The sequence below is a fragment of the Paenarthrobacter sp. YJN-D genome (genome assembly GCF_015040335.1).
Classification (GTDB): domain Bacteria; phylum Actinomycetota; class Actinomycetes; order Actinomycetales; family Micrococcaceae; genus Arthrobacter; species Arthrobacter nicotinovorans.
This window is the reverse complement of the sequence record NZ_CP053549.1, coordinates 3,031,700-3,053,922: the sequence shown is the minus strand read 5'-3', so window position 1 is coordinate 3,053,922 and position 22,223 is coordinate 3,031,700. Positions and strand designations below refer to the sequence as shown.

The window sequence follows — 22,223 nt, the reverse complement described above, 5'->3', positions numbered from 1 at the left end:
GGCGTTACTCACGAGTTCGTATTTGAGGTTCGACTCCCGTTTCATTCCCGGCCCGGGGGTGGAGAATGGACCCATGACGGCGATCACCAATGTCCCGGGTATCCGGGTTGGGCACATGCAGAAGAACGACGGCGGGTGGCTGAGCGGCGTAACAGTCGTCCTTCCGCCACCGGGAACCGTGGGTTCCATTGACGTCCGCGGCGGGGGCCCTGGCACACATGAGACCGACGCACTGGACCCAACCACCTTGGTGTCCACAGTCGATGCCGTGGTCTTGACCGGCGGCAGTGCTTTCGGTTTGGCTTCGGCCACGGGTGCCCAACTCTGGTGTGAGGAACAGGGCCGCGGCTTCGCCGTCCCTGGAACCGTCGTGCCGATCGTTCCCGCTGCTGCCATCTTCGACCTCGGGCGCGGTGGCGACGTGCGCGCCCGACCCGATGCCGACATGGGTTACCGGGCAGCCGCCGCAGCGTTCGCCTCAGGCGACCATGCCGCCGTCGAACGTGGAAACGTCGGCGCGGGGACCGGTGCCGTTGTTGCCCGCGGACAGTACAAAGGCGGTGTGGGCAGCTCCTCGATCACTCTCGACGGCGGCGTGATCGTAGGTGCGCTGGCGGTGGTTAACGCGCTGGGTTCGCCCCAGTTTGGTCCTGCGGACCTGCAGCCCTCTGCGCGCTCGGTCGTTCCTCCCTTAGACGCGCGCGGCCGGGCTCCAGTCCCGCAGGCCGAGGCTAAGCCAGCGCGGGTCGAACCCCAGGGACTCAACACCACGCTCGTGGTGATCGCTACTAATGCGGTGCTGGATGTGGCTGAGTGCAAGCGGACTGCCTCGTCCGGGCATGCCGGGCTGGCACGGGCCCTGGATCCTTCCCACACCCTCGCGGACGGTGACACCATTTTCGCCCTGGCCACAGGCTCCGTCGCTCTTGACCGCAGCACCGAACAAGCGCGGCAGGTATCGCTGATCACCCTCCAAAGCGCGGCGGCCGAGGCGGTCCGGTTGGCCATTCTGGACGGCGTCCTGGCGGCCGAAAGCATCACGACGGCGGCCGGTCACTTCCCGGCTTATCGCCAAGCGGGGGAGTGACGGCGGGGGACACGTGCGCTACCATGGTCGGATTTAACTTTCCAGCCTGATTGGCGTAGAGTTATTTGTTGGTTGTCTGTGCAGCCGCGCCCTTTTTGGTGTCGTGGTTCCAAGGCGGTCAAGCAAACAAAAAAACGTCCGCTGGATCTTCGGTGCCTCATCGGAGGACGGTGGCAAACAACAGTTAGCGGAGGATATGGCCAAGAAGGACGGGGTCATTGAGATCGAGGGCGTTGTGACTGAGGCGCTGCCCAATGCGATGTTTCGCGTTGAGCTCACCAACAAGCACGTCGTTCTCGCACACATCTCTGGGAAGATGCGTCAGCACTACATCAGGATTCTCCCAGAGGACCGGGTAGTGGTGGAGCTGAGCCCATACGACCTCACACGTGGTCGTATCGTCTACCGCTACAAGTAAATTGCTGGGCGGCAGGGCAATAGTGCCCAAGCCGCTCCAGCAGATCAACTGCAAAACACGCAAAGGAACGCCATGAAGGTCAAGCCGAGCGTCAAGCAGATCTGCGACAAGTGCAAAGTGATCCGCCGTAACGGCCGGGTCATGGTGATCTGCGAGAACCCGCGCCACAAGCAGCGCCAGGGCTAATTCCCCTTCCGGGAATCAGCGCCCGCAAGGGCAAACCTGGGTTGCTAGCCCACGCAAGTAAATAAAGGCAGCACAAGCTGTGCCAGGACTGCATTACAGAGCCTGGTCAGCGAACCCCCGGTCGGAGGCTGGGGCCGCACGGAACGTGCGGGTGTACTGCCTACGACCTCCGGTTTATTCAAGGAGTACCGCCACTATGGCTCGTCTCGCTGGCGTAGACATTCCCCGCGAAAAGCGGTTGGAAATTGCGCTTACTTACATCTACGGCGTGGGCAAGACCCGTGCACACGAAACCCTGGCTGCCACCGGCATCAGCGCCGACGTTCGCGTCAAGGACCTGACTGACGCCGAACTGGTTCAGCTGCGTGACTACATTGAAGGCAACTACAAGGTTGAGGGTGACCTTCGCCGCGAGGTAGCCGCTGACATCCGCCGCAAGGTTGAGATCGGCAGCTACGAAGGCCTGCGCCACCGCAAGGGCCTGCCCGTACGCGGACAGCGTACGAAGACCAACGCTCGTACCCGCAAGGGCCCGAAGCGCACCGTCGCCGGCAAGAAGAAGGCCGGACGTTAATCCCTCGGGATTGACCTGGTTTTCCCCCGATAACTTTCTGTAGGAGAAACAATGCCCCCGAAGACTCGTGGAGCGGTTCGTAAGCCGCGTCGCAAGGATAAGAAGAATATTGCGCTTGGCCAGGCGCACATCAAGAGCACCTTTAACAACACCATCGTGTCCATCACGGACCCGAACGGTGCTGTTATCTCATGGGCTTCCGCCGGTGAGGTTGGCTTCAAGGGCTCCCGTAAGTCCACCCCGTTCGCTGCCCAGATGGCTGCCGAAGCTGCTGCAAAGCGCGCCCAGGAGCACGGTCTGCGCAAGGTTGACGTCTTCGTCAAGGGACCGGGATCCGGACGCGAAACCGCAATCCGTTCACTTCAGGCCGCTGGCCTCGAGGTTGGCTCCATCCAGGATGTCACCCCCAGCGCCCACAACGGTTGCCGCCCCCCGAAGCGCCGCCGCGTCTAATTAGGTCTTCCCTGCCTGACTGGCCGGGCCTGCTATGGAAGTTTTCCTTCCATCAGCATGGCCCGGCTGGTCAGGCTGGAAACCGAAGCCGATTTCCACCACCTGTGTTGCGTCATATAGCGGATGCTCGCCGAAAGGAAACCTAAGTGCTCATTGCACAGCGCCCCACCCTGTCTGAAGAAGTTGTATCCGAGAACCGCTCCCGTTTCATCATTGAACCGCTGGAGCCGGGCTTCGGTTACACCCTCGGAAACTCCCTCCGCCGTACCCTGCTCTCCTCCATCCCCGGTGCCGCTGTAACCAGCATCCGGATCGATGGCGTGCTGCACGAGTTCACCACGGTTCCCGGTGTCAAGGAAGATGTCACTGAGATCATCCTGAACATCAAGAACCTTTCGGTTTCCTCCGAGCACGATGAGCCGGTTGTTGCATACCTGCGCAAGCAGGGCCCCGGAGTCGTCACCGCCGCGGACATTGCTCCGCCGGCCGGCGTCGAATTCCACAACCCGGATCTGCACATTGCCACTCTGAACTCGAAGGGCAAGTTCGAACTCGAACTGACCATCGAGCGCGGCCGTGGCTACGTTTCGGCAGCTCAGAACAAGTCCGGCGACTCCGAGATCGGCCGTATTCCGGTTGACTCGATCTACTCGCCGGTCATGAAGGTAACTTTCCGCGTGGAAGCTACCCGTGTTGAGCAGCGCACCGACTTCGACAAGCTCATTGTCGACGTCGAGACCAAGCAGGCAATCGCTCCCCGCGATGCTGTTGCTTCCGCAGGCACCACCCTGGTGGAACTGTTCGGTCTGGCTCGTGAGCTGAACACCGCAGCTGAAGGTATCGAGATTGGCCCGTCGCCGACGGACGCTGCCCTGGCAGCCGACATGGCTCTGCCGATCGAGGATCTGGACCTCACCGTCCGTTCCTACAACTGCCTCAAGCGTGAGGGCATCCACACCGTGGGTGAACTCGTTGCCCGCTCCGAGGCTGACCTGATGGACATCCGTAACTTCGGTGCGAAGTCCATCGACGAGGTCAAGGCAAAGCTCGTCGAACTGGGTCTGTCCCTCAAGGACTCCCCTCCCGGTTTCGATCTCGCAGCCCGCGCCGCAGCTATCGAAGAGGACGACGCCGCGTTCAGCGACGACGAGCTCTAAACAGCAGATCTTGGCCGCCGGGTCCAGCAATGGACCTGACCGGCTTACACAACAGGAGAAATAACTATGCCTACCCCCACTAAGGGTCCGCGCCTCGGAGGCGGCCCGGCTCACGAGCGTCTGATGCTCGCGAACCTGGCAGCTGCTCTGTTTGAGCACAAGCGCATCACCACCACGGTCACCAAGGCCAAGCGCCTCAAGCCGTACGCAGAGCGTCTGGTCACCTTCGCCAAGCGTGGCGACCTCGCTTCCCGCCGCCGCGTTCTCGGCCTGATCAGCGACAAGGGCGTTGTCCACGAGCTGTTCACCGACATCGCCGGCGCCGTTGCCAACCGCGATGGTGGCTACACCCGCATCACCAAGATCGGCAACCGCAAGGGCGACAACGCTCCCATGGCTGTCATCGAGCTCGTTCTCGAGCCGGTTTCCCCGAAGCAGGCCGTTGTTGCTGAAGCAACCGCTGCTGCTGCCAAGGCTGCTCCGGCTGCCGAGGAAGAGGTCGTAGAGACCGAAGCCGTCGAAACCGAAGCTGCTGAGTCTGAAGAGGCTCCTGCCGCTGAAGTCGCTGAGACCGAAGAGGCTCCGGAAGCTGAAGCTGCTGAAACCGAAGAGGCTCCGGCCGCTGAGGACAAGAAGTAATTCACTGAATTCTTCACAGTAGACTTAAGTCTATGAACGAACGAAAACCCGCTGCCCCCGTTATGGGGGGCGGCGGGTTTTTGCGTGTCCGGCTGGATCTTTCGTACGACGGCGGCCCGTTCAGCGGCTGGGCATTGCAGCCGGGGCTGCGTACCGTGCAGGGTTCTTTGGAAGAAGCACTGGCGCTGTTGTTGCAACGACCCGTCCGCGTTACTGTTGCCGGCCGCACCGATGCCGGCGTCCACGCCCGCGGCCAGGTAGTACATCTCGATGTCACCGAAGCCGAGTGGCTCTCACTGCCGCGTGGCCACGAACTTGATCCCGCCGTCGCCCTTTTGCGACGCCTCCGCGGAGCCTTGAGCCGTATCCTCGGCGACCTCACCGGTGCAGTGGAAGTGCACGACGCCGGTCTGGCGCCGGAGGGTTTCGACGCGCGCTTCTCGGCGTTGTGGCGCAGGTACAGTTACCGGATTGCCGACGGTCCGGGGAGATGGGACCCGGTGCTCCGTGGGATCACGCTGTGGCACAAGGCGCCCTTGGATGTTGCCTTGATGAACCAGGGTTCCCGGTCCTTGTTGGGGCTCCAGGATTTTCGTTCCTACTGCAAACCCCGGGAAGGTGCCACCACCATCCGTGAGCTGCAGAAGTTCTCGTTTGATCGCGGAAGCGACGGCGTCATCGTGGCTACCGTTCAGGCTGACGCTTTCTGCCACAACATGGTGCGTTCGTTGGTTGGTTCGGCTCTGCGGGTGGGGGAGGGGCTGGAAACTCCTGAATGGCTGCACTCGCGGCTGTTGGAGCGCCGACGCGATGCCAAGTCGGTGCTCGCCGCGCCTCATCCGTTGGTCCTCGAAGAAGTGGCCTACCCGTCGGACAGTGAGCTGCTCGCCAGGGCTGAATTGACGCGGGCCCGGCGGGAGTAGCCTTCCTGTCCTCGCCCGGATGTTGTTAGCCCGGACGTTGGAGGACCCCCTCCCGGCTCTGGGTACCGGAAGGGGGCCGTTGTGGCACTCCGTGGTCTGGGATCCGCGAAGTGCCGGTCTATTTCCCGCAGGACATAATCAGCCAAATGCCTGGATGATTCTGATGGCCGCGGGACCCAGAAGGACTATGAACAGCACCGGGAAGATGCAGAAGAGCAAGGGGAAGAGCACCTTGACGGGTAGCTTCATCGCCCGCTCTTCGGCGCTCTGCCGTCGCCTGACGCGTGCCTTCTTGGCCTGTGCTCGAAGTACGTTGGCGATGCCGATCCCGTATTTGTCGGCTTGGATCACTGCAAGGACGAAGCTACGGATGTCCGGGACGGCGCATCGTTCGGCCAGGGCATCATAGGACTCCTGCCGTGGGCGTCCCACCTGGATGTCTTGCAGAGTGCGCATCAGCTCCTGGGCCAGGGGACCGGCCCTTTGTACGGACGCCCGTTCCATGGCCGATTCGAACCCGAGGCCGGCCTCGACCGAAATCAGCATTTGATCGAGGGTGTTCGGGAACTCAAGTTTGATGGCCTCCTGCCGTTTGATCCCTGTGTTGTAAATCAAGAGATCGGGGAGGAAGTACAGAAAGATGGTCAGGAAGAGGCCAAGACCGACCATTCCTGGACCGGGGCTGAGGAGGAACAGGAAGACGCCGCCGACTGCTCCGGCCAGTGCCAGGGCCGGCTTTAGAGACATGAGCTTAGGCAGGGGCATCGACATCGGGCGCCCAGCCAGGGCAAGCCAGTGATCCAGCTTGGCCTCGTAGCTTCCAGGAGTCAGCTTCCTGGCAACACCCAGAAGGAGCGGCGGGCGCCGAAGACTCGCACCGCCACTTTGAGTGAAGCCGGAACCGAGGTTGTCCTGAATGGCAACGATGCCCTTCCGGTCAATGCTGAGCAATGACCAGGCAAAATAGGCCAGTGGAAGAACGATAAGGGCGATAATCAGCCATGCAGAGGGAGTCATGAGCTTTCTCTCCTAGAACTTGATCTTCACGGTGCGGCTCATCCAGAAGCCTCCGACGGCGAACAGGATCACGCTGAGAACTATCAGGGCAATCCCAAGGGGGTGGCCGGTGAAGACTTTCAGGTACCCGGGGTTTAGTGCTGACATCAAGATCCCTACTGCCACAGGGAGGATCATCAGAACCACGGCTGACATCTTTCCTTCAGCGCTCAAAGCACGCACGTGCCCCTTGATCTCGCTGCGTTCACGGATGGTTCCTTCAACTTGCTCCAGAACCTCGGCAAGGTCACCGCCCACTTCACGGTTGATCTGGATGGCTTGGCCAATCCAACGGAAATCTTCGCTGTCCATCCGCGCAGCGCAGTCCTCTATCGCCTGGCGTGCGTCTTTGCCGACTCTTACTTCGTTGACGATCCGGCTTAGCTCCTCTGATGTCGGAGCCTGGGATTCCTGGCCCGCGGCCTGCATGGACCTCATGATGCCGTGCCCCACTCGCAGGCCCCCGATCAACATCTGGATGGTGTCGGTCAGTTGTCCCTCGAACTTGGCGCGACGTTTCTGCGTTTTGGTAACCAGCACGAATTTCGCCAGGAACGGTACCGATAGTGCCAGGAGGATACCCACGAAGACGTTGACGACAAGGCTGCCCAGGACTGCTGTCACTACTGCACAGGCAACAACCATGACCATGAAGTCTGCCGGAGCCTGTTTGACTCCGGCGAGGTAAAGAACCTCCCGATTGAACGGTCCGCCCGAGCGTCCCAAGGCAGTGTCCATGAAGCGTACGGCGGTCTCGGAGACAAGGCCTACGGCTGAACTGTCGTTTGGAGTTTCCAGGCGCCGCCGCTCGAGGGGAATACTGTCGCGGCGTGGTTTCAGGACAATCACGACCAGAATGAGGAGTGCAACTACGCATAGCGTGACGGCGAGGATAAACAGTCCTGGTGATTCCACGGTTACCGCCTCCCTGTAGGCATTGGGGCGACGCCGAAGGCCGCGGGCGATACCTGGATCCCAAGTTCAGCGAACCGGTCCAGGAAACGAGGACGAATGCCCGTCGGGATGGCCTTGCCCAAGAACCGGCCTTGAGGGTCCAAACCGGCTGAGTAGTCGAAGAGGAAGACATCCTGCAAAGTCACGACGTCTCCTTCCATGCCCTGCACCTCAGTGACGTGGGTAATACGGCGACTTCCATCGCGCAGGCGGGTGACCTGAACAATGAGATCCACTGCCGATGAAGCTTGTTCGCGGATCGCCCGGAGCGGAAGATCCATACCGGCCATGAGCACCAGCGTCTCCAGGCGGGCGATCGCGTCGCGGGGAGAGTTCGCATGCACGGTGGATAGCGATCCATCATGGCCGGTGTTCATGGCCTGCAGCATGTCCAAAGACTCACCGCCGCGAACCTCGCCCACGATGATCCGGTCCGGACGCATGCGAAGGGAGTTCCGAACCAGGTCCCGAATGGTTATGGCACCCTTGCCTTCGATGTTCGGTGGCCGGCTCTCCAACCGGACCACGTGTCGCTGCTGCAGCTGCAGTTCGACCGCGTCCTCGATCGTGACGATGCGGTCAGATTCGGGGATGAAGGATGACAGCACGTTGAGCAGTGTGGTCTTGCCGGTGCCTGTGCCACCAGAGACGATGACATTGAGCCGGGCCCGGACGCACGCACTCAGCAGCTCTGCCATCTCCGGGCTCATCGATCCCCAGTCGATCAGGTTGCGAACAGTCAACGGAACATGGCTGAATTTCCTGATGGTCAGGGAGGGTCCGTTGACCGCCAGTGGAGGGATGATCGCGTTGACACGGGATCCGTCTTCCAGCCTGGCGTCCACCAACGGCGAAGATTCATCGATGCGGCGTCCTACCTTGGAGACGATTCGTTCGATTACCTTCCGTAGATGATCATCCGAGCTGAACTGGAGTTCAGTGAGAGCCAGATGACCGTGACGCTCCACGTAGATCTGGTCGAACCTGTTCACCATGACTTCCGTCACGGAGGGGTCTTCCAACAGCCTCTGAAGAGGGCCGTAACCCATCACTTCGTCGGAGATCTCCCGGATGAGTCGACGCCGTTCCTCTGGCGTAAGGGGTACTTGCTCGTCGTCGATGACCGCTGAAAGTTCCTCCACAGCGAAGGAGCGGAGGTCTTCTTCCGAAGATGAAGTGTCGCCCAAGCGGCTTCCTATGCGTTCAAAAAGGGAAGCTGCGGCACGTTTCTTGAGTCCCGCCAATGCATCCACGGCCGGGGCCGTTGGGGCACCACCCAACATCGGAGTCGAGGTCGAAGGGCGGGCGGCCCAGTCGGCCCCGTCGACCACTGCCGGCGGCTGCGAATCACCCGGGGCAAGGGTGGAAAGCGGATTGTTTTTCGAAAGCCTCTCTGAGAGTTTCATGACACAACCACCCTCCGGTGCAGCTTGTTCTGGGGAGTGGATTCCAGGCGGGGGTCGAAGCGCTGGACCAGCTTCTTCAGCCCTTTTAGAGCCGAATCCCTCGCCGTTCCCTGCAGCACTGGAATACCGCGATTGGTTGAATAAGGGAGCGTCCTGGATCGCGGTATGACAGTATCCACAGGGACTCCGATGGTGGCTTCGACATCCTGGACAGAGAGTCCACTCTTTCGGTCCGCAAAGTTCAGCACGGTGTGCCGGCCCTGTGGCAGAAGCTGGAGTTCTTTCAGGACGCTGAAACACTTCCGCAGGCCCCTGATGCTCGGCACATCCATCCCGCAGACCCAGACGCCGTCGGTGGCCAACTCCAGGGTTGCCAGGCAGTGTTCGCCGAGGCCCGGTGCAGTATCCACAACGACATACTTGAACTCCGTGGCCAGCTGGTTGAGCAGGCGGGTGACGTGTTCGGCAGTGATGTAGTCCGAGTCGGAAGGCCTCTGGGGTGCGCAGAGGGCATAGATCCCGGCCGGGTGGACGGTCAAAAACGCTTTAAGGACCATGGAGTCCTGTGCCGCCGCTCCATGCACAGCTTCAGTGATGGAGTGCTCCGGTTCAAGCAGCAGACCTGAAGCGACGTCCCCGAACTGCAGGTCCAGATCCACGATCACCACGCTCATTGGTGCGATGTTTCCCAGCCCGATGGCCAGGTTGGTGGCAACAGTGGTCTTGCCAACTCCGCCCTTCGGTGACATCACCGCAATGATCCGTCCCCGCTCCTGCCCGGATTCGGCGGCGGGCTGCATTCCTCGCCGCCGGCTTGCTGCGGCCAAGCACGCGCGCTCCAGAAGTACCCGGAGCTCGTTCACGTCTGCCTCAGGTGCTACAACATCCCTGACACCTGCGTGCATTGCTTTGAGCACAACGTCGGCAGTCGGGTCGGCAACCATGAGAAGGCTGATTTCCGGGTACTGAAGGTCGAGCACAGTGGCCAGTTTGAAGGCGTCGTCGGGATTGACTCCTGGGCCGAGAATCATGACCTCGGGAGGTGCCCCTGTGAGTTGCTTGAAGATTTCGTCGGTGCCGGTTTGGAGGACTGCGGGTGACAATGTTTGGAGGTCACCGTGCAGGGCCCCAGTGATTGCCTGGCGCACACGGGTCTCGAAATCGCGTACTGCAGTGATGGCTACGAAGCGGCTCATTGGACCAGCCCTCCGAACGTGGTTGTTGGTGGATCGCTCTTGACGGTTTTCTCTGTCTGCTTGGAGAGCCAGAGGGTGCCAAATTCTGCGCCAAAGACCATCTTGGCTGCGTTGGCGTCGCTTAGTGCCACGGTGACGTATGCCGACCCATTGGGAAGCGCTACGGCCTTTTCACTTCCGGCCGACTTTTCGGCATCGGGGGCAGCCTGCTGGACCGCCGTGACCAGAACGTCGTGGTATAGGAGCTCAGTGAAATCCTTCCATCCGGTCAAACCGGCCGGCACGTTGGCTCCTGCCGGTACAGCATCGTCAAGTTTGAACGATGCGAAGACCGTCACAGTGTCGCCGGCCTCGACCCGCCCTCCGAGCATGCGCTCAGGGGCAAGGACAAAAGTGGCTTCCTGCAAACCCTCCGGTACCGGAACAGTTCCCGGGACCAGCTCTTTGGGGCTGACCAGCTTTACCCCCAGAAGCTGTTCACCCGGCTGAAGGTCAGCCGAGGTCACCTTTCCTTTTTGATCGGTGAGGGTGTTGATGGTTCCCGGTGCCACCGCGGACTGAGGCAAAGTTTCGGTTTTGAGCTTGGACTGGATGTCCTCTGCCTTGGTGCCGGCAGGAATGCGTTCCTTGACGACAAGTACACTGACGGGATCAAGCCCTTGCTGTGCCCGTTTGTCTGCTCCCTGTACGTAGGTGACCAGTAGAACGATGCCTGTGACTGCCAACAGCAATGCGGCAATGCCTCCCAGTAGGCGTGTTTTCACTTTGTAACTCCCTTCGAGTTCTCGTGAGATTGGTGGCGAGGCGCTCATCGAGTGCCTATTTGGTGAGCGTGACCACCGACGCTCCATAGTTGGGAATGCCACCGGAGACTTGTGAACCTTCTTCGAGTGACACGAAACGGGAGAAAAATCCCTGTAGGGCCCTGCAGTTGTTGTTACAGCTGGGCGCTGCGGGGTCCAGCTTCTGGCCCCCGTCGAACTTGTACCCGGTCACCTGGAACGCTGCGAAACCAATGAGGGTGTATTTGGTCTTGTTGCCGTTTTGCGCTGCCGTCTTGAAAAGCGGGATTAGTGCGGGTTCATCCATAATGTGCGCAAGCACGGTGTTACAGGTGGCGGCATTGGGAAAATGGTTGCCGGGCTGGCCCTGCACCACAGCGCCGATGTTGATGTCTGTTGAACATGCCGAAGTGGTCTCCAGCCAGCCAAAACCGCCAGGCTGGTAGCCATTTTGCGCTACGCACCCACCCACAGCGGGTGCGTTGGTGTCGTAGCGAAGGGTGACGTGGGTGGGAACAGGATCGCCTGAGAACGTGCCGGTTGAGTTCAGCGAGGCAAGTTGGGCGGGCGATAGGTACTTCTTGAACACGCACTCGCTGACGGTCCAGGGGAGGGTCGTCGCTGACGACGGAGCTCCCCACGAGGCTTCGGCGGAAGCGTCAACCGAAGCAGTGTCGAAGCCCATGGACTGTGCGAAGAACAGCGAGAGGCTGTTTTGCCCGGCAGTGTCCCTCGCGTTGGTCACGACCCGAACGGTGGTGGCAGCGGGAAAGGTGACGACAGCGCCGCTGGTGTTGTCGTTGGCATTGCTGTTGGCGAACTGATTTCCTGTGGAAGTGCTGCTTCCACAGCTGCCTCCAGCACAGTCGGTTGCGATGGCCAGTGCCGCAGCATCGGCACCGTTCTGCAGTTGCGCCTTCTCCGCATAGATCGCCCCGACGTCCACTGCCAAAGCAGCAAATCCCAGAAGAACCACCATGAGGACTGCGACGATGACCGAGGACGCGCCGCGTTCATCGCCTTCACGCCTGCCAGTCTGAAGGATGCGCTGCCCGGCGTTGCTCAGCCACCGCATCTCATCACCGCCACTCCCGACAGGTTGAGAGGAAAGAGGCCAATTCCATCCAGGAAACCGGTCATCGATGGCAGGGTAACGCTGGTGGTGACTTTTACGCTGGACCCCGGAGCGCAACTTGAAGCATCGTTGGTGACGGTCACTCCCAGGCCATCCAATGCCGGCGCCGCAGATAGTGCCGCTCCGGAAACGTTCAAACTGCCGTCCTGATAGTGCACCGCTGCATAACGGGCTCCTTCACGCGCGGCCTGCGTCAGCGAAACCTGGACATTGTAGGCACGTCCAAACTCGATGATGCCGAACAGGATCAGCAGCAATAGTGGAAGGATGATGGCCAATTCCACGGCTGCTGCGCCACGCTCATTCGTCTTGGATTTCACGTCCATCTCCCGGTCCCAGATCCCAACAAAGTGTGCTCTTAAAGCAACGGGTTGGTCGTGGTTGCCAGATGGCAGCCGCGACCAACCGCGCCACGGTGTCGAGCTAGAGGAGGCCACCGAAGAGAGTGGCGACCTCACCGCCGAGAATCACGGCGGCAGCACCGACCACGACTGCGATTGCCGCGACCATCAGGCCGTATTCAACCATCGTCGCGCCCTTCTCTTCCTTGGTGAAGCGGTCCTTGACGCCGGCGATGAAAGCAATGGTGTTGATCATGAAAGCAGACATTGGAAAATCCTTCCCAGAAATGAATATGTTTTGGAAAATTGATTGGATATTACTGAGGCGTACTGATTGCTCGAAATCCGAAGGGTCTGTGCTTCTTATCCGTTCGAATTTGATGACACAAGAATTGCCCACTCGCACCAAAAGCCACAATGCGTAGCCGTACTCGATTTATTCGGGCAGCCAATACTTGCCGGATGGGGGCATGGGTGCGAAGTACTCAGTTCCGGCGCGCGGACAGCCGGAAACTACTTGGTTGCGGCAGGAGCCTTATACCTTGGAGAACGTCCTCTAGGCGAGGTAAGGGCGTACTAACCCAGGATCAGTTCAGGGCGAGGATGATGCCCAGGGTAGCGATGACCATCGCGGGCCCGTGGGCTGTTTCTGCGGGCTTTTTCGCCGAATGCAGGCGCAGCATGAGCACTGTGAGGACGCCGCCCACGATGAATCCCAGAAGTCCGCCAAAGAGTACTTGCTGCCAACCCAAGTAGCCTAAGTACATTCCAAGGGGCGCTGCGAGCTTCACATCGCCCATTCCGAGGCTTCCCGGCGAAATAAGTCCCAGGATCAGGTAGCCAAGGAAGAGTATGAGCCCTCCAGCAAGGGCGCGAAGCAGCACGGGCCACCCTGCAGTGAGTGCGGCGGACGCCAAAAGAAGTCCCAAGCCCCCGCCCAACAAGAGCAGAACAAGCGGATTCGGCAGCAAACGGAGTGTGAAATCAATACGTGAAAGTTGCACCCCAATAAGGGCCAGGAAAAGAAAAGCCGGCAATTCGGCCACCAATCCAAACCGCCACGCAAGCAGAGCGAAGAGCAGCGCGGTGACCACCGCCGTCGTGATCCGTATCTTCAGGGAGGGGAGGCCGCCGAGTCGCGGCAGCGTCCGCGCGACCAGCAACTCGGCCGCGGGACTCAGAAGGAGGCCGGCGAGAGCCAGCAGAAGCGGCATGGCAAGTCCGTCAGTCACGTGCACTCCCTCATTAACACAGGTTCACCCCTGCGTGCTCACCCCATTTTGACCCGGGCGCCCCGTTGAAGGTATTGTTTAGAGTCGTTGTGCGTGTCCTATCTCGATGACACATGCCTACAGGGGGATCCAGTTGCAGGATCGCTAACTCCATGGGCATTTCGAGATCCTGGGATAACTGGTACATAGAGCCCTCACCTCTGCTCCGGTAGCGCATACATAGTAGGTACACGCCTCACTGCGTGTCGCCTAAAACATGAACGCCAGAACAAGAACGAGGCAAAACCGTGCGTACGTACACCCCGAAGCCCGGCGATATCAACCGCCAGTGGCACGTCATTGACGCCACCGACGTTGTCCTTGGTCGTCTTGCCAGCCAGACCGCAACACTGCTGCGCGGAAAGCACAAGCCGACCTTTGCGTCCCACATGGACATGGGCGACTTCGTCATCATCATCAACGCTGAAAAGGTTGCCCTCACCGGCGCCAAGCTGGAGCAGAAGCGCGCATACCGCCACTCCGGTTACCCGGGCGGCCTGACCTCCGTCAACTACGCCGAGCTGTTGGAATCCAACCCGGTTCGCGCTGTTGAGAAGGCCATCAAGGGCATGCTCCCCAAGAACTCCCTCGCAGCTCAGCAGCTGGGCAAGCTCAAGGTCTACGCAGGCCCCGAGCACCCCCACGCTGCACAGCAGCCGAAGACTTTCGAAATCACCCAGGTCGCCCAGTAGTCCTGGCCACCAACTAAACTTTTTATTACAAGGAGAACCGTGGCTCAGAACGAAGAACTGACCGCCGAAGCCGTCGAGGCTGAGGAAACCCTCACCAGCTACACCTCTGAAAGCAGCGCCGCTGCTGAAGATGCTCCCAAGAAGGAGCGCCCGGCACTGACCGTTGCCGGCGCAGCTGTTGGCCGCCGCAAGGAAGCCGTTGCACGCGTTCGCGTTGTTCCGGGTTCCGGCAAGTGGACCATCAACGGCCGCACGCTGGACAACTACTTCCCGAACAAGCTGCACCAGCAGGACGTCAACGAGCCCTTCAAGATCCTTGATCTCGAAGGCGCCTACGACGTCATCGCCCGTATCCACGGCGGTGGCATCTCCGGCCAGGCCGGTGCCCTGCGTCTCGGTGTTGCCCGCTCGCTGAACGAGATCGACGTCGACAACAACCGCGCCACCCTGAAGAAGGCCGGTTACTTGAGCCGTGACGCCCGCGTCATCGAGCGCAAGAAGGCTGGTCTCAAGAAGGCACGCAAGGCCCAGCAGTACTCCAAGCGTTAATTCGCTGCGCCCCATTACAGGGGTATCGGAAGCCCGTTCCGCCGTTTCGGTGGGGCGGGCTTCCGTCGTTTAACGCTGCCGTCACTGCGCACGCGCGTGGACCGGGTCAAGACGCTCCGGTGGCCCGATGAACAGGTGGTGCCGTGGCGTCGTCTAAACTTGACCCGATGTCTAGATTATTTGGAACAGATGGCGTGCGCGGTCTCGCGAACGGATTACTCACCGCTGAACTGGCTATGCAGCTCGCGCAGGCAGCCGCCGTCGTACTCGGCCACGACCGCGCGACAGACGGAAAGCGGCCCCGCGCGGTGGTAGCCAGGGACCCCAGGGCCAGCGGTGAATTCCTCGCCGCCGCCGTGGAGGCCGGGCTTTCCAGCTCCGGTATCGACGTTTACGACGCCGGTGTCCTCCCCACCCCGGCTGCGGCCTACCTGGTGGCAGATCTCGACGCAGACTTCGGCGTCATGCTGTCCGCCTCCCACAACCCTGCGCCGGACAACGGAATCAAGTTCTTCGCCCGGGGCGGCCAGAAGCTTCCCGACGACGTCGAGGACGCCATCGAAGCGCAGCTTGGCAAAGAGCCACAGCGGCCCGTAGGCGCCGACGTCGGACGCATTCAGCGCTTCTCGGACGCGGAGGACCGGTACATCGTGCACCTGCTCGGCACGCTCCCGAAGCGCCTGGACGGCCTGAAGGTGGTGCTTGACTGCGCCCACGGTGCCGCGAGCGGATGCTCGCCCCAGGTATTCAAGGACGCCGGCGCGGACGTGGTGGTCATCGGAGCAGAGCCTGACGGACTGAACATCAACGAAGGCGTAGGTTCAACCCACCTGGGTCCGTTGAAGGAAGCCGTGGTCAAGCACGGCGCAGACCTTGGCGTGGCGCACGACGGCGACGCGGACCGCTGCCTGGCCGTCGACCACGAAGGCAACGAAGTGGACGGTGACCAGATCATGGCGATCCTGGCGCTGGCACTCAAGAAGGCCGGCAAACTCAAGGATGACATCCTGGTTGCCACGGTCATGAGCAACCTCGGGCTGAAGATCGCCCTTCGCGATGCCGGCATCACCATCCGGGAGACCGGCGTCGGCGACCGCTACGTGCTTGAAGAAATGCGCGACGGCGGTTACAACCTTGGCGGCGAACAGTCCGGCCATGTGATCTTCTCCGATTACGCAACCACAGGCGACGGCGTCCTGACCGGACTGCAGCTGGCAGCCCAAGTGGCCCTCACTGGCCGCACGCTCCAGGACCTTGCCGGCGCGATGACCAAGCTTCCGCAGCTCATGATCAACGTCAAGGGTGTCGACAAGGCGCGTGCCGCCACTGACGAAGGCGTTGCCGCGGCAGTGGCTGCAGCCGAGCTCGAACTCGGTGAGACCGGCAGGGTGCTCCTCCGCCCTTCAGGCACCGAGGCCCTGGTCCGCGTCATGGTGGAAGCGGCGGACATGGAAACGGCCGAGCGCATCTGCACCGAGCTCGCTGCCGTGGTCAAGGAGCGCCTGGGCGCCTCCAGCGAACTGGCTGTCTAAGAACCGGGCTACAGGTAGTCCGGAGCAGCTTCAAGCCCGAAGTACTCTTCGAGAGTCGTGATGCCGCGTGTGGCCATGTCCACCGCGGCATCCACTCCGATGTACCGGAGGTGCCACGATTCGTAGAAGTAGCCTGTGGTGTCGTGGAACATCCAGGGGTACCTGACGACGAATCCGAACTTGTGCGCATTGGCTTTGGCCCAGACGGCTGCAGGCTGCTCGGCGAAGCATGGCTGGAAGCTGCACGCTCCGCCTCCGTCGCCGATATCGAATGACCAGCCTGTCTGGTGTTCGGAGTGTCCGGGCCGCGCGGAGGCGCGATCGGCTGCGGCCTGCCCTGTGCTGGCAACATATCCGTTGTAGGTGGACACCTGCGTTGTGTAGGAACGGTAGCCCGAAGCCAGCGTCATGATGACGCCCTCCGATGCCGCTGCCCCGAACATCCTCTCTGCGGCAGCCGCCGTCGTGCTGTTCAAAAGGGCCGCTTCGCCGCTGACGGCGAGTCGGATGGCCGGCTGCACCAAGTCGGCCGGCACGAAGTCCTGAGGATTCAGCGGCCTGTGCTTGTTGACGATCACCCAGGGGCTGGTCGGATCGGTCAGGGAGTGCTGGGTCTTGATGGTGCTGGAAGGGGCCGGGCCCGGGCTGGTGGCCGCGGTGGGCTCTGCTGTGGCGGACGGCGTTGGTGTTGCGGCAGCGGCGCTTGAAGCTGGTGCAGGAGCCGCCACGTCGGTCTGGGCCGGCATGCTTGCGGCAGCAGGGGAGGGAGCCCCGTCCTGTGGCGTGCACGCCGTCAGGGCGGCGAGGCCGGCACTGACTGTGAGCAACCCGGCGAAAGCCCGGCGGCTGGGCATCGGTGTGATTTCGTTCGGCAACTAGACCTTCCTCAGCAGCATGCGCCTGATGGAGTGGTCTGCATCCTTGGTGAGCACCAACTGTGCCCGACCACGTGTCGGCAGCACGTTTTCCTTGAGGTTGGGCTCGTTGATGCGCTTCCAGATACCCCGGGCGGTGGACTCGGCGTCGTCGTCCGACAATGTGGCGTAACGGTGGAAGTATGACTCGGGCTGGGCGAAAGCCGTACTGCGCAGCTTCCGGAAGCGGTCCACGTACCATTCCTCGATGTACGAGGTCTTGGCGTCGACGTAAATGGAGAAATCGAAGAAGTCGCTGACGGCCAGGCCCTGTTTGCCGTCCATGCGGGGCCGTGCCGGTGCCAGCACATTCAAACCCTCGACGATCAGGACATCGGGGCGGCGTACAACAACTTCCTTGCCCGGCACGATGTCGTAGGTAACGTGCGAGTACCAGGGTGCCCGGACTTCCTCTGCGCCGCCTTTGACCTCCGAAACGAAGCGAAGGAGCCCGCGTCGGTCGTAGGACTCCGGAAAGCCCTTGCGCTCAAGCAGGTGCCGGCGTTTGAGCTCAGCCAGGGGGTAGAGGAAGCCGTCCGTCGTAATGAGTTCCACGTTCGGCGTTCCTGGCCAGCGGCGCAGCATCTCGCGGAGAACGCGGGCGATGGTGGACTTGCCTACTGCCACGGATCCGGCCACGCCGATCACGAATGGCGTGCGCTGGGTTTGCTCACCAAGGAAGGTGGTGGTTGCGGCGTGAAGCTGGTGGGATGCCTGGACATAGAGGTGAAGGAGCCTTGAGAGGGGGAGGTAGACCTCCCGGACTTCCTTCATGTCCAGGGGATCGCCGAGCCCGCGCAGACGGAAGATGTCCTCTTCGTTGAGGGGCTGCTCCATCTGTGCTGCAAGCCTGGACCAGGTCTGGCGGTCCAGCTCGACAAACGGGGAAGCGCCGTCGCCATTAGCTTCGGTGCGTTGCAAAGTCACGATCATGATTCTGCCCTCCGCGCGGCTGATCAGGAAATGCGCGATGGCTGGGGGATGAATTTATGGGTGCCGTAAAGGTCGCCAGGGACCCATGAAATGGGATGTCCCACATCAGTTGTTTGCGTTAGCCGTTAGGCTTGTACCCATGTGTGGAATCGTAGGCTATGTTGGCAATTCGTCTCGCGAGGCAGCTGGTTACAGCGCCCTTGACGTCGTGGTGGAAGGGCTGCGCCGTCTGGAGTACCGCGGCTATGACTCCGCCGGCGTCGCAGTAGTGGCTGATGGGGCCATCTCATCCCGTAAAAAGTCCGGCAAGCTGAGCAACTTGATCGAGGAACTGGAAGCGCATCCCGTTCCCAAGTCCCTGACAGGCATTGGCCACACCCGGTGGGCCACGCACGGCGGCCCCACCGACCGCAACGCCCACCCGCACCTTTCCGATGGTGGGCGGTTGGCTGTCATTCACAACGGAATCATCGAGAACTTCGCCGAGCTCCGTCAGGAACTGCTCGCCAAGGGCGTCACGTTCGAATCCGAAACGGACACCGAGGTCGCTGCGGCACTTCTGGGAGACATCTTCCGGAACCAGCTCAACGGCGACGGCGGCAACCTCACCGAAGCGATGCGCCTCGCCTGCCAGCGGCTCGAGGGTGCTTTCACGCTCCTGGCAGTGCACGCTGACCAGCCGGACGTAGTTGTTGCTGCCCGCCGTAACTCTCCCCTGGTCGTGGGATTGGGCGATGGCGAGAACTTCCTCGGCTCCGACGTCTCCGGCTTCATTGACTACACGCGCCGCGCTGTGGAACTGGGCCAGGACCAGATCGTCACGATCACCGCGGACAGCGTTGAGATCACCGACTTCTTCGGTGCACCGGCTGAAGGCAAGGAATACCACGTTGACTGGGACCCGGCTTCGGCCGAAAAGGGTGGCTTCAGCTCCTTCATGGAGAAGGAAATCAACGACCAGCCCGACGCTGTGGCACAGACCCTCCTGGGACGCTCCGACCTCAACGGCAAGCTGACGCTGGACGAACTCCGTATCGATCCCGAGCTCCTCAAGCAGGTGGACAAGATCATCGTCCTCGCCTGCGGTACGGCAGCCTATGCGGGCCTGGTGGCCAAGTACGCCATCGAGAACTGGTGCCGCATCCCCACCGAGGTGGAGCTCGCCCACGAGTTCCGTTACCGTGACCCGATCGTGGACTCCAACACCCTGGTGGTTTCCATCAGCCAGTCCGGCGAAACCATGGACACCCTCATGGCCGTCCGTTACGCCCGGGAACAGGGTGCCAAGACGATCTCGATCTGCAACACCAACGGTTCCACCATTCCGCGCGAGTCCGACGCCGTGCTCTACACGCACGCCGGTCCGGAAATCGCTGTCGCCTCCACCAAGGCGTTCCTTGCGCAGATCACGGCTGCCTACCTCCTGGGCCTCTACCTGGCCCAGCTGCGCGGCAACATCTTCTCCGGCCAGATCAAGGATGTCCTCGCGGACCTGAACAAGATCCCGGCCAAGATCCAGACAATCCTGGACAACGCAGGACCCCTGCGCGAGCTGGCCCGCAGCATGAAGGACGAAAAGTCCGTGCTGTTCCTCGGCCGTCACGTTGGCTACCCGGTTGCCCTCGAAGGCGCCCTGAAGCTCAAGGAAATCGCCTACATCCACGCAGAAGGCTTCGCCGCCGGCGAGCTCAAGCACGGGCCGATCGCCCTGATCGACGACGGCCAGCCGGTTTTCGTCGTCGTGCCGTCCCCGCGTGGCCGTGACTCCCTGCACTCCAAGGTGGTCAGCAACATCCAGGAAGTCCGCGCACGTGGTGCACGCACCCTGGTCATCGCCGAAGAGGGCGACGAGTCGGTCAAGGACTACGCAGAGCATGTCTTCTACGTACCGGAGACGCCCACGCTGCTCATGCCGCTGCTCACCACGGTTCCGTTGCAGATCTTTGCTGCCGAACTGGCCGGGGCGAAGGGATACGACGTCGATCAGCCGCGTAACCTCGCCAAGAGCGTGACCGTAGAATAACGGCATGATTGTTGGCATTGGCGTAGACGTCGTAGACATTGAGCGGTTTGGCCGGCAGCTTGAACGGACTCCCGGGCTGAGGGATCGCCTGTTTGTGCCCGCCGAGCGTGAACTCAACACACGGTCCTTGGCTGCCCGTTTCGCAGCCAAGGAAGCAGTGGCCAAGGTCCTGGGCGCACCGGCAGGCATGAACTGGCAGGATTGCTGGATCGGCCTTGACCAGAATGGTCCAACCATCCAGGTCAAGGGAACTGTGCTTGCCGTCGCTGAGGCCAAGGGCGTCAAGCGTTGGCACCTGTCGATGAGCCACGACGGCGGCATCGCCACGGCAACCGTCCTCGCTGAGGGCTAGACGGACACCTAAACAATGATCAGCGCCTTCACCGGACAACAGATCAGGGACGCGGAACAGCCGCTCCTGGACTCCGGTGAGGGCGCTGTTCTTATGCAACGGGCAGCGTACGGCCTCGCCCAGGCCGTGATCCGTGAGCTGAAGAAAAAACGCCGGTTGGCCGGTGCATGCGTCACGGTTCTCGCCGGCAAAGGCAACAACGGCGGCGATGGCCTCTATGCTGCCGCGTATCTCGCCCGACGCGGAATGCGTGCGACGGCGGTACTCGCCGGCGATTCCGTCCACGCGGAAGCTTTGGCTGCTCTTCTCGCCGCAGGTGGGCGGGTTTTGCAGCTCGGTCCTTCAAATGCCGAAGAGCTCGCGGTTCTGTGTGCCGGTGAGGACGTGATCATCGATGCTCTGCTGGGTACCGGCGCCCGCGGGGGATTGCGCGAAGCTCCGGCCGAGCTGATTGCCGCGCTGCAGGAACTCGGACCACGGCTGGTTGTCGCCTGTGACGTCCCAAGCGGGCTGGATGCAGGCACCGGGGAGGTCCACTGGCCCGTGCTGGATGCCGATGTCACGGTCACGTTCGGTGGTGTCAAGGCAGGGCTCCTGACCGATCCGGGTGAGGGCTGCGCGGGGCGGGTGGAACTGGTGCAGATCGGCATCGAGGCCGCGCTTCAGGACCAGGCGCCGGAGTTGCGCCGCCTGACCGACCCGGACCTTGGCGCCTTGCTGCCCCGCCCCGGCCGGAGGTCACATAAATACTCCCGCGGTGTCCTGGGAATTGTTGCAGGCTCGTCCCGTTTTGCCGGCGCCGCCGTCCTGGGTGTGCACGCCGCAGCCCTCGCCGGGGTGGGCATGGTGCGCTACGTCGGCCCCGGGTCCGCGGCGCGAATGGTTCTCTCCCGGACCCCGGAGGCCTTGTGGGAGGACAAGGATCCGGGCCGGGTCCAGGCATGGGTAGTGGGTCCGGGCGTCGACGGAGAAGAGCAATTGGGCCGTGCAGGGGCTGCCGTGGAGGCGGCCCTGGGCCATGACCTTCCGGTAGTGGTCGATGCCGGGGCGCTGAGCCTCCTCCCGGACCGTTGCCCGCCCCAATGGATCCTTACCCCGCACGCCGGCGAACTCGCGTCCTTGCTGGATTCGCTGCCGTCCACGGGCGAAGTTGCGGTGACCCGGGCCGACGTCGAATCCCGGCCCCTGCACTTCGTACGCCAGGCGGCCCAACAAACCGGAGCCACAGTGCTCCTGAAGGGTGCCACGACACTTGTGGCGTCGCCGTCGGGAATTGTTTTCAGCCAGTCGGAGGGCATCCCCTGGATGGCGACCGCCGGCAGCGGCGATGTCCTGGCCGGAGTGCTGGGAGCGTTGCTGGCTCAGGCCGCTGAAGAGATAGGCGGCGACGACGGCGCGTATGCCGGCCTGGGCCTGGACGCTGCGGACCGCTGGGCTGCTGTGGCGGCCGTAGCGGCGGGCATCCACGGCAGGGCAGGGGTTCGGGCGTCGGCGGATTGCGACGGTGGCCCCCTTACAGCCTCGGCAATTGCTGCGGCTGTGCCGCGCGTTATCGGTTCGCTCAGCGCGGAATACGACCGAACAATACCGTAAGGTTACTGTCGTTGTCAGGGTACTGAGTAGGCTTGCAACAGTTGTTCGCATCATCAA

The 22,223-nt window shown here is 61.9% G+C and carries 25 protein-coding genes; 14 read left to right on the top strand and 11 right to left on the bottom strand.

What is annotated here, in order from left to right; genetic code table 11:
- Window positions 1-73 precede the first annotated feature (73 nt).
- The 8 genes from HMI60_RS14130 to HMI60_RS14095 all read left to right on the top strand — a co-directional run bounded on the left by HMI60_RS14130 (window position 74) and on the right by HMI60_RS14095 (window position 5,437).
- Window positions 74-1,087 (top strand): P1 family peptidase, encoded by a 1,014-nt coding sequence (locus HMI60_RS14130; protein WP_193589834.1) that lies wholly within the window; start codon window positions 74-76, stop codon window positions 1,085-1,087.
- A 196-nt stretch (window positions 1,088-1,283) separates the two neighbouring features.
- The gene (gene infA / locus HMI60_RS14125) at window positions 1,284-1,505 is read left to right on the top strand and encodes a translation initiation factor IF-1 (protein WP_011775571.1); all 222 of its coding nucleotides are present in this window, start codon (window positions 1,284-1,286) and stop codon (window positions 1,503-1,505) included.
- A gap of 72 nt (window positions 1,506-1,577) precedes the next feature.
- Complete coding sequence (gene rpmJ, locus HMI60_RS14120) at window positions 1,578-1,691, top strand: 50S ribosomal protein L36 (RefSeq protein WP_011775570.1); 114 nt, start codon at window positions 1,578-1,580, stop codon at window positions 1,689-1,691.
- Between the two features lie 196 nt (window positions 1,692-1,887).
- Window positions 1,888-2,265 carry a 30S ribosomal protein S13 gene (gene rpsM / locus HMI60_RS14115; protein WP_011775569.1) on the top strand — a complete coding sequence of 126 codons (378 nt, stop codon included), beginning with the start codon at window positions 1,888-1,890 and terminating at the stop codon, window positions 2,263-2,265.
- A 51-nt stretch (window positions 2,266-2,316) separates the two neighbouring features.
- On the top strand, window positions 2,317-2,718 hold the full coding sequence (gene rpsK, locus HMI60_RS14110; RefSeq protein WP_014922380.1) for a 30S ribosomal protein S11: 402 nt from the start codon (window positions 2,317-2,319) through the stop codon (window positions 2,716-2,718).
- 146 nt (window positions 2,719-2,864) lie between these two features.
- The gene (locus tag HMI60_RS14105; protein WP_011775567.1) at window positions 2,865-3,875 is read left to right on the top strand and encodes a DNA-directed RNA polymerase subunit alpha; all 1,011 of its coding nucleotides are present in this window, start codon (window positions 2,865-2,867) and stop codon (window positions 3,873-3,875) included.
- A 66-nt stretch (window positions 3,876-3,941) separates the two neighbouring features.
- Window positions 3,942-4,514: a 50S ribosomal protein L17 gene (rplQ, locus tag HMI60_RS14100; RefSeq protein ID WP_026267001.1), complete on the top strand. Its 573-nt coding sequence runs from the start codon at window positions 3,942-3,944 to the stop codon at window positions 4,512-4,514.
- A 32-nt stretch (window positions 4,515-4,546) separates the two neighbouring features.
- Complete coding sequence (locus HMI60_RS14095; protein ID WP_227453537.1) at window positions 4,547-5,437, top strand: tRNA pseudouridine(38-40) synthase TruA; 891 nt, start codon at window positions 4,547-4,549, stop codon at window positions 5,435-5,437.
- A 138-nt stretch (window positions 5,438-5,575) separates the two neighbouring features.
- Here HMI60_RS14095 and HMI60_RS14090 read toward each other — a convergent pair whose 3' ends face one another.
- From HMI60_RS14090 to HMI60_RS14050, 9 genes are all read right to left on the bottom strand, one after another.
- Window positions 5,576-6,454 carry a type II secretion system F family protein gene (locus tag HMI60_RS14090; RefSeq protein WP_193589833.1) on the bottom strand — a complete coding sequence of 293 codons (879 nt, stop codon included), beginning with the start codon at window positions 6,452-6,454 and terminating at the stop codon, window positions 5,576-5,578.
- Between the two features lie 12 nt (window positions 6,455-6,466).
- The gene (locus tag HMI60_RS14085) at window positions 6,467-7,408 is read right to left on the bottom strand and encodes a type II secretion system F family protein (RefSeq protein WP_079580731.1); all 942 of its coding nucleotides are present in this window, start codon (window positions 7,406-7,408) and stop codon (window positions 6,467-6,469) included.
- Window positions 7,409-7,410: 2 nt separating this feature from the next.
- Window positions 7,411-8,730 (bottom strand): CpaF family protein, encoded by a 1,320-nt coding sequence (locus HMI60_RS14080; RefSeq protein ID WP_227453729.1) that lies wholly within the window; start codon window positions 8,728-8,730, stop codon window positions 7,411-7,413.
- 119 nt (window positions 8,731-8,849) lie between these two features.
- Complete coding sequence (locus tag HMI60_RS14075; protein WP_079580727.1) at window positions 8,850-10,049, bottom strand: AAA family ATPase; 1,200 nt, start codon at window positions 10,047-10,049, stop codon at window positions 8,850-8,852.
- On the bottom strand, window positions 10,046-10,813 hold the full coding sequence (locus HMI60_RS14070) for a Flp pilus assembly protein CpaB (protein ID WP_079580725.1): 768 nt from the start codon (window positions 10,811-10,813) through the stop codon (window positions 10,046-10,048). The genes HMI60_RS14075 and HMI60_RS14070 overlap by 4 nt, the downstream gene beginning before the upstream one ends.
- 55 nt (window positions 10,814-10,868) lie before the next feature.
- Window positions 10,869-11,906 (bottom strand): Tad domain-containing protein, encoded by a 1,038-nt coding sequence (locus HMI60_RS14065; RefSeq protein WP_110503836.1) that lies wholly within the window; start codon window positions 11,904-11,906, stop codon window positions 10,869-10,871.
- Window positions 11,894-12,292 carry a TadE/TadG family type IV pilus assembly protein gene (locus tag HMI60_RS14060; RefSeq protein WP_354626913.1) on the bottom strand — a complete coding sequence of 133 codons (399 nt, stop codon included), beginning with the start codon at window positions 12,290-12,292 and terminating at the stop codon, window positions 11,894-11,896. The genes HMI60_RS14065 and HMI60_RS14060 overlap by 13 nt, the downstream gene beginning before the upstream one ends.
- A gap of 97 nt (window positions 12,293-12,389) precedes the next feature.
- The gene (locus tag HMI60_RS14055) at window positions 12,390-12,575 is read right to left on the bottom strand and encodes a Flp family type IVb pilin (RefSeq protein WP_110503837.1); all 186 of its coding nucleotides are present in this window, start codon (window positions 12,573-12,575) and stop codon (window positions 12,390-12,392) included.
- A 319-nt stretch (window positions 12,576-12,894) separates the two neighbouring features.
- On the bottom strand, window positions 12,895-13,545 hold the full coding sequence (locus HMI60_RS14050; RefSeq protein WP_370584025.1) for a prepilin peptidase: 651 nt from the start codon (window positions 13,543-13,545) through the stop codon (window positions 12,895-12,897).
- A 281-nt stretch (window positions 13,546-13,826) separates the two neighbouring features.
- On the opposite strand from HMI60_RS14050, the gene rplM reads away from it, so the two are divergent.
- From rplM to glmM, 3 genes are all read left to right on the top strand, one after another.
- Entirely contained in the window at window positions 13,827-14,270 is a 444-nt protein-coding gene (gene rplM, locus HMI60_RS14045; RefSeq protein ID WP_011775554.1) for a 50S ribosomal protein L13, read from the top strand.
- A gap of 39 nt (window positions 14,271-14,309) precedes the next feature.
- Entirely contained in the window at window positions 14,310-14,819 is a 510-nt protein-coding gene (gene rpsI, locus HMI60_RS14040; RefSeq protein ID WP_018776652.1) for a 30S ribosomal protein S9, read from the top strand.
- A 167-nt stretch (window positions 14,820-14,986) separates the two neighbouring features.
- The gene (glmM, locus tag HMI60_RS14035) at window positions 14,987-16,351 is read left to right on the top strand and encodes a phosphoglucosamine mutase (RefSeq protein WP_026266997.1); all 1,365 of its coding nucleotides are present in this window, start codon (window positions 14,987-14,989) and stop codon (window positions 16,349-16,351) included.
- 8 nt (window positions 16,352-16,359) lie between these two features.
- Here glmM and HMI60_RS14030 read toward each other — a convergent pair whose 3' ends face one another.
- Both HMI60_RS14030 and coaA read right to left on the bottom strand, forming a co-directional pair.
- Entirely contained in the window at window positions 16,360-17,226 is an 867-nt protein-coding gene (locus HMI60_RS14030; protein ID WP_370584024.1) for a D-alanyl-D-alanine carboxypeptidase family protein, read from the bottom strand.
- A complete protein-coding gene (coaA, locus tag HMI60_RS14025) occupies window positions 17,227-18,198 on the bottom strand; it encodes a type I pantothenate kinase (RefSeq protein ID WP_018776649.1) in 972 nt (323 codons plus the stop codon).
- Between the two features lie 139 nt (window positions 18,199-18,337).
- Here coaA and glmS point away from each other — a divergent pair, with 139 nt between their 5' ends.
- The 3 genes from glmS to HMI60_RS14010 are packed head-to-tail and all read left to right on the top strand — an operon-like array spanning window position 18,338 to window position 22,166.
- The gene (glmS, locus tag HMI60_RS14020) at window positions 18,338-20,221 is read left to right on the top strand and encodes a glutamine--fructose-6-phosphate transaminase (isomerizing) (RefSeq protein ID WP_018776648.1); all 1,884 of its coding nucleotides are present in this window, start codon (window positions 18,338-18,340) and stop codon (window positions 20,219-20,221) included.
- 4 nt (window positions 20,222-20,225) lie between these two features.
- Complete coding sequence (locus HMI60_RS14015; RefSeq protein ID WP_018776647.1) at window positions 20,226-20,573, top strand: holo-ACP synthase; 348 nt, start codon at window positions 20,226-20,228, stop codon at window positions 20,571-20,573.
- Window positions 20,574-20,588: 15 nt separating this feature from the next.
- Window positions 20,589-22,166: an NAD(P)H-hydrate dehydratase gene (locus HMI60_RS14010; protein WP_179128294.1), complete on the top strand. Its 1,578-nt coding sequence runs from the start codon at window positions 20,589-20,591 to the stop codon at window positions 22,164-22,166.
- The last annotated feature ends 57 nt before the right edge of the window (window positions 22,167-22,223 follow it).

Excerpts from the sequence above, each read along its gene's own strand:
- HMI60_RS14130 (WP_193589834.1), top strand. The coding sequence starts at position 74 with ATGACGGCGATCACCAATGTCCCGGGTATCCGGGTTGGGCACATGCAG.
- infA (WP_011775571.1), top strand. The coding sequence starts at position 1,284 with ATGGCCAAGAAGGACGGGGTCATTGAGATCGAGGGCGTTGTGACTGAG.
- rpmJ (WP_011775570.1), top strand. The coding sequence starts at position 1,578 with ATGAAGGTCAAGCCGAGCGTCAAGCAGATCTGCGACAAGTGCAAAGTG.
- rpsM (WP_011775569.1), top strand. The coding sequence starts at position 1,888 with ATGGCTCGTCTCGCTGGCGTAGACATTCCCCGCGAAAAGCGGTTGGAA.
- rpsK (WP_014922380.1), top strand. The coding sequence starts at position 2,317 with ATGCCCCCGAAGACTCGTGGAGCGGTTCGTAAGCCGCGTCGCAAGGAT.
- rplQ (WP_026267001.1), top strand. The coding sequence starts at position 3,942 with ATGCCTACCCCCACTAAGGGTCCGCGCCTCGGAGGCGGCCCGGCTCAC.
- HMI60_RS14095 (WP_227453537.1), top strand. The coding sequence starts at position 4,547 with ATGAACGAACGAAAACCCGCTGCCCCCGTTATGGGGGGCGGCGGGTTT.
- HMI60_RS14090 (WP_193589833.1), bottom strand. The coding sequence starts at position 6,454 with ATGACTCCCTCTGCATGGCTGATTATCGCCCTTATCGTTCTTCCACTG.
- HMI60_RS14080 (WP_227453729.1), bottom strand. The coding sequence starts at position 8,730 with ATGTTGGGTGGTGCCCCAACGGCCCCGGCCGTGGATGCATTGGCGGGA.
- HMI60_RS14075 (WP_079580727.1), bottom strand. The coding sequence starts at position 10,049 with ATGAGCCGCTTCGTAGCCATCACTGCAGTACGCGATTTCGAGACCCGT.
- HMI60_RS14065 (WP_110503836.1), bottom strand. The coding sequence starts at position 11,906 with ATGCGGTGGCTGAGCAACGCCGGGCAGCGCATCCTTCAGACTGGCAGG.
- HMI60_RS14060 (WP_354626913.1), bottom strand. The coding sequence starts at position 12,292 with ATGGACGTGAAATCCAAGACGAATGAGCGTGGCGCAGCAGCCGTGGAA.
- HMI60_RS14055 (WP_110503837.1), bottom strand. The coding sequence starts at position 12,575 with ATGTCTGCTTTCATGATCAACACCATTGCTTTCATCGCCGGCGTCAAG.
- glmM (WP_026266997.1), top strand. The coding sequence starts at position 14,987 with ATGTCTAGATTATTTGGAACAGATGGCGTGCGCGGTCTCGCGAACGGA.
- coaA (WP_018776649.1), bottom strand. The coding sequence starts at position 18,198 with ATGATCGTGACTTTGCAACGCACCGAAGCTAATGGCGACGGCGCTTCC.
- glmS (WP_018776648.1), top strand. The coding sequence starts at position 18,338 with ATGTGTGGAATCGTAGGCTATGTTGGCAATTCGTCTCGCGAGGCAGCT.
- HMI60_RS14015 (WP_018776647.1), top strand. The coding sequence starts at position 20,226 with ATGATTGTTGGCATTGGCGTAGACGTCGTAGACATTGAGCGGTTTGGC.
- HMI60_RS14010 (WP_179128294.1), top strand. The coding sequence starts at position 20,589 with ATGATCAGCGCCTTCACCGGACAACAGATCAGGGACGCGGAACAGCCG.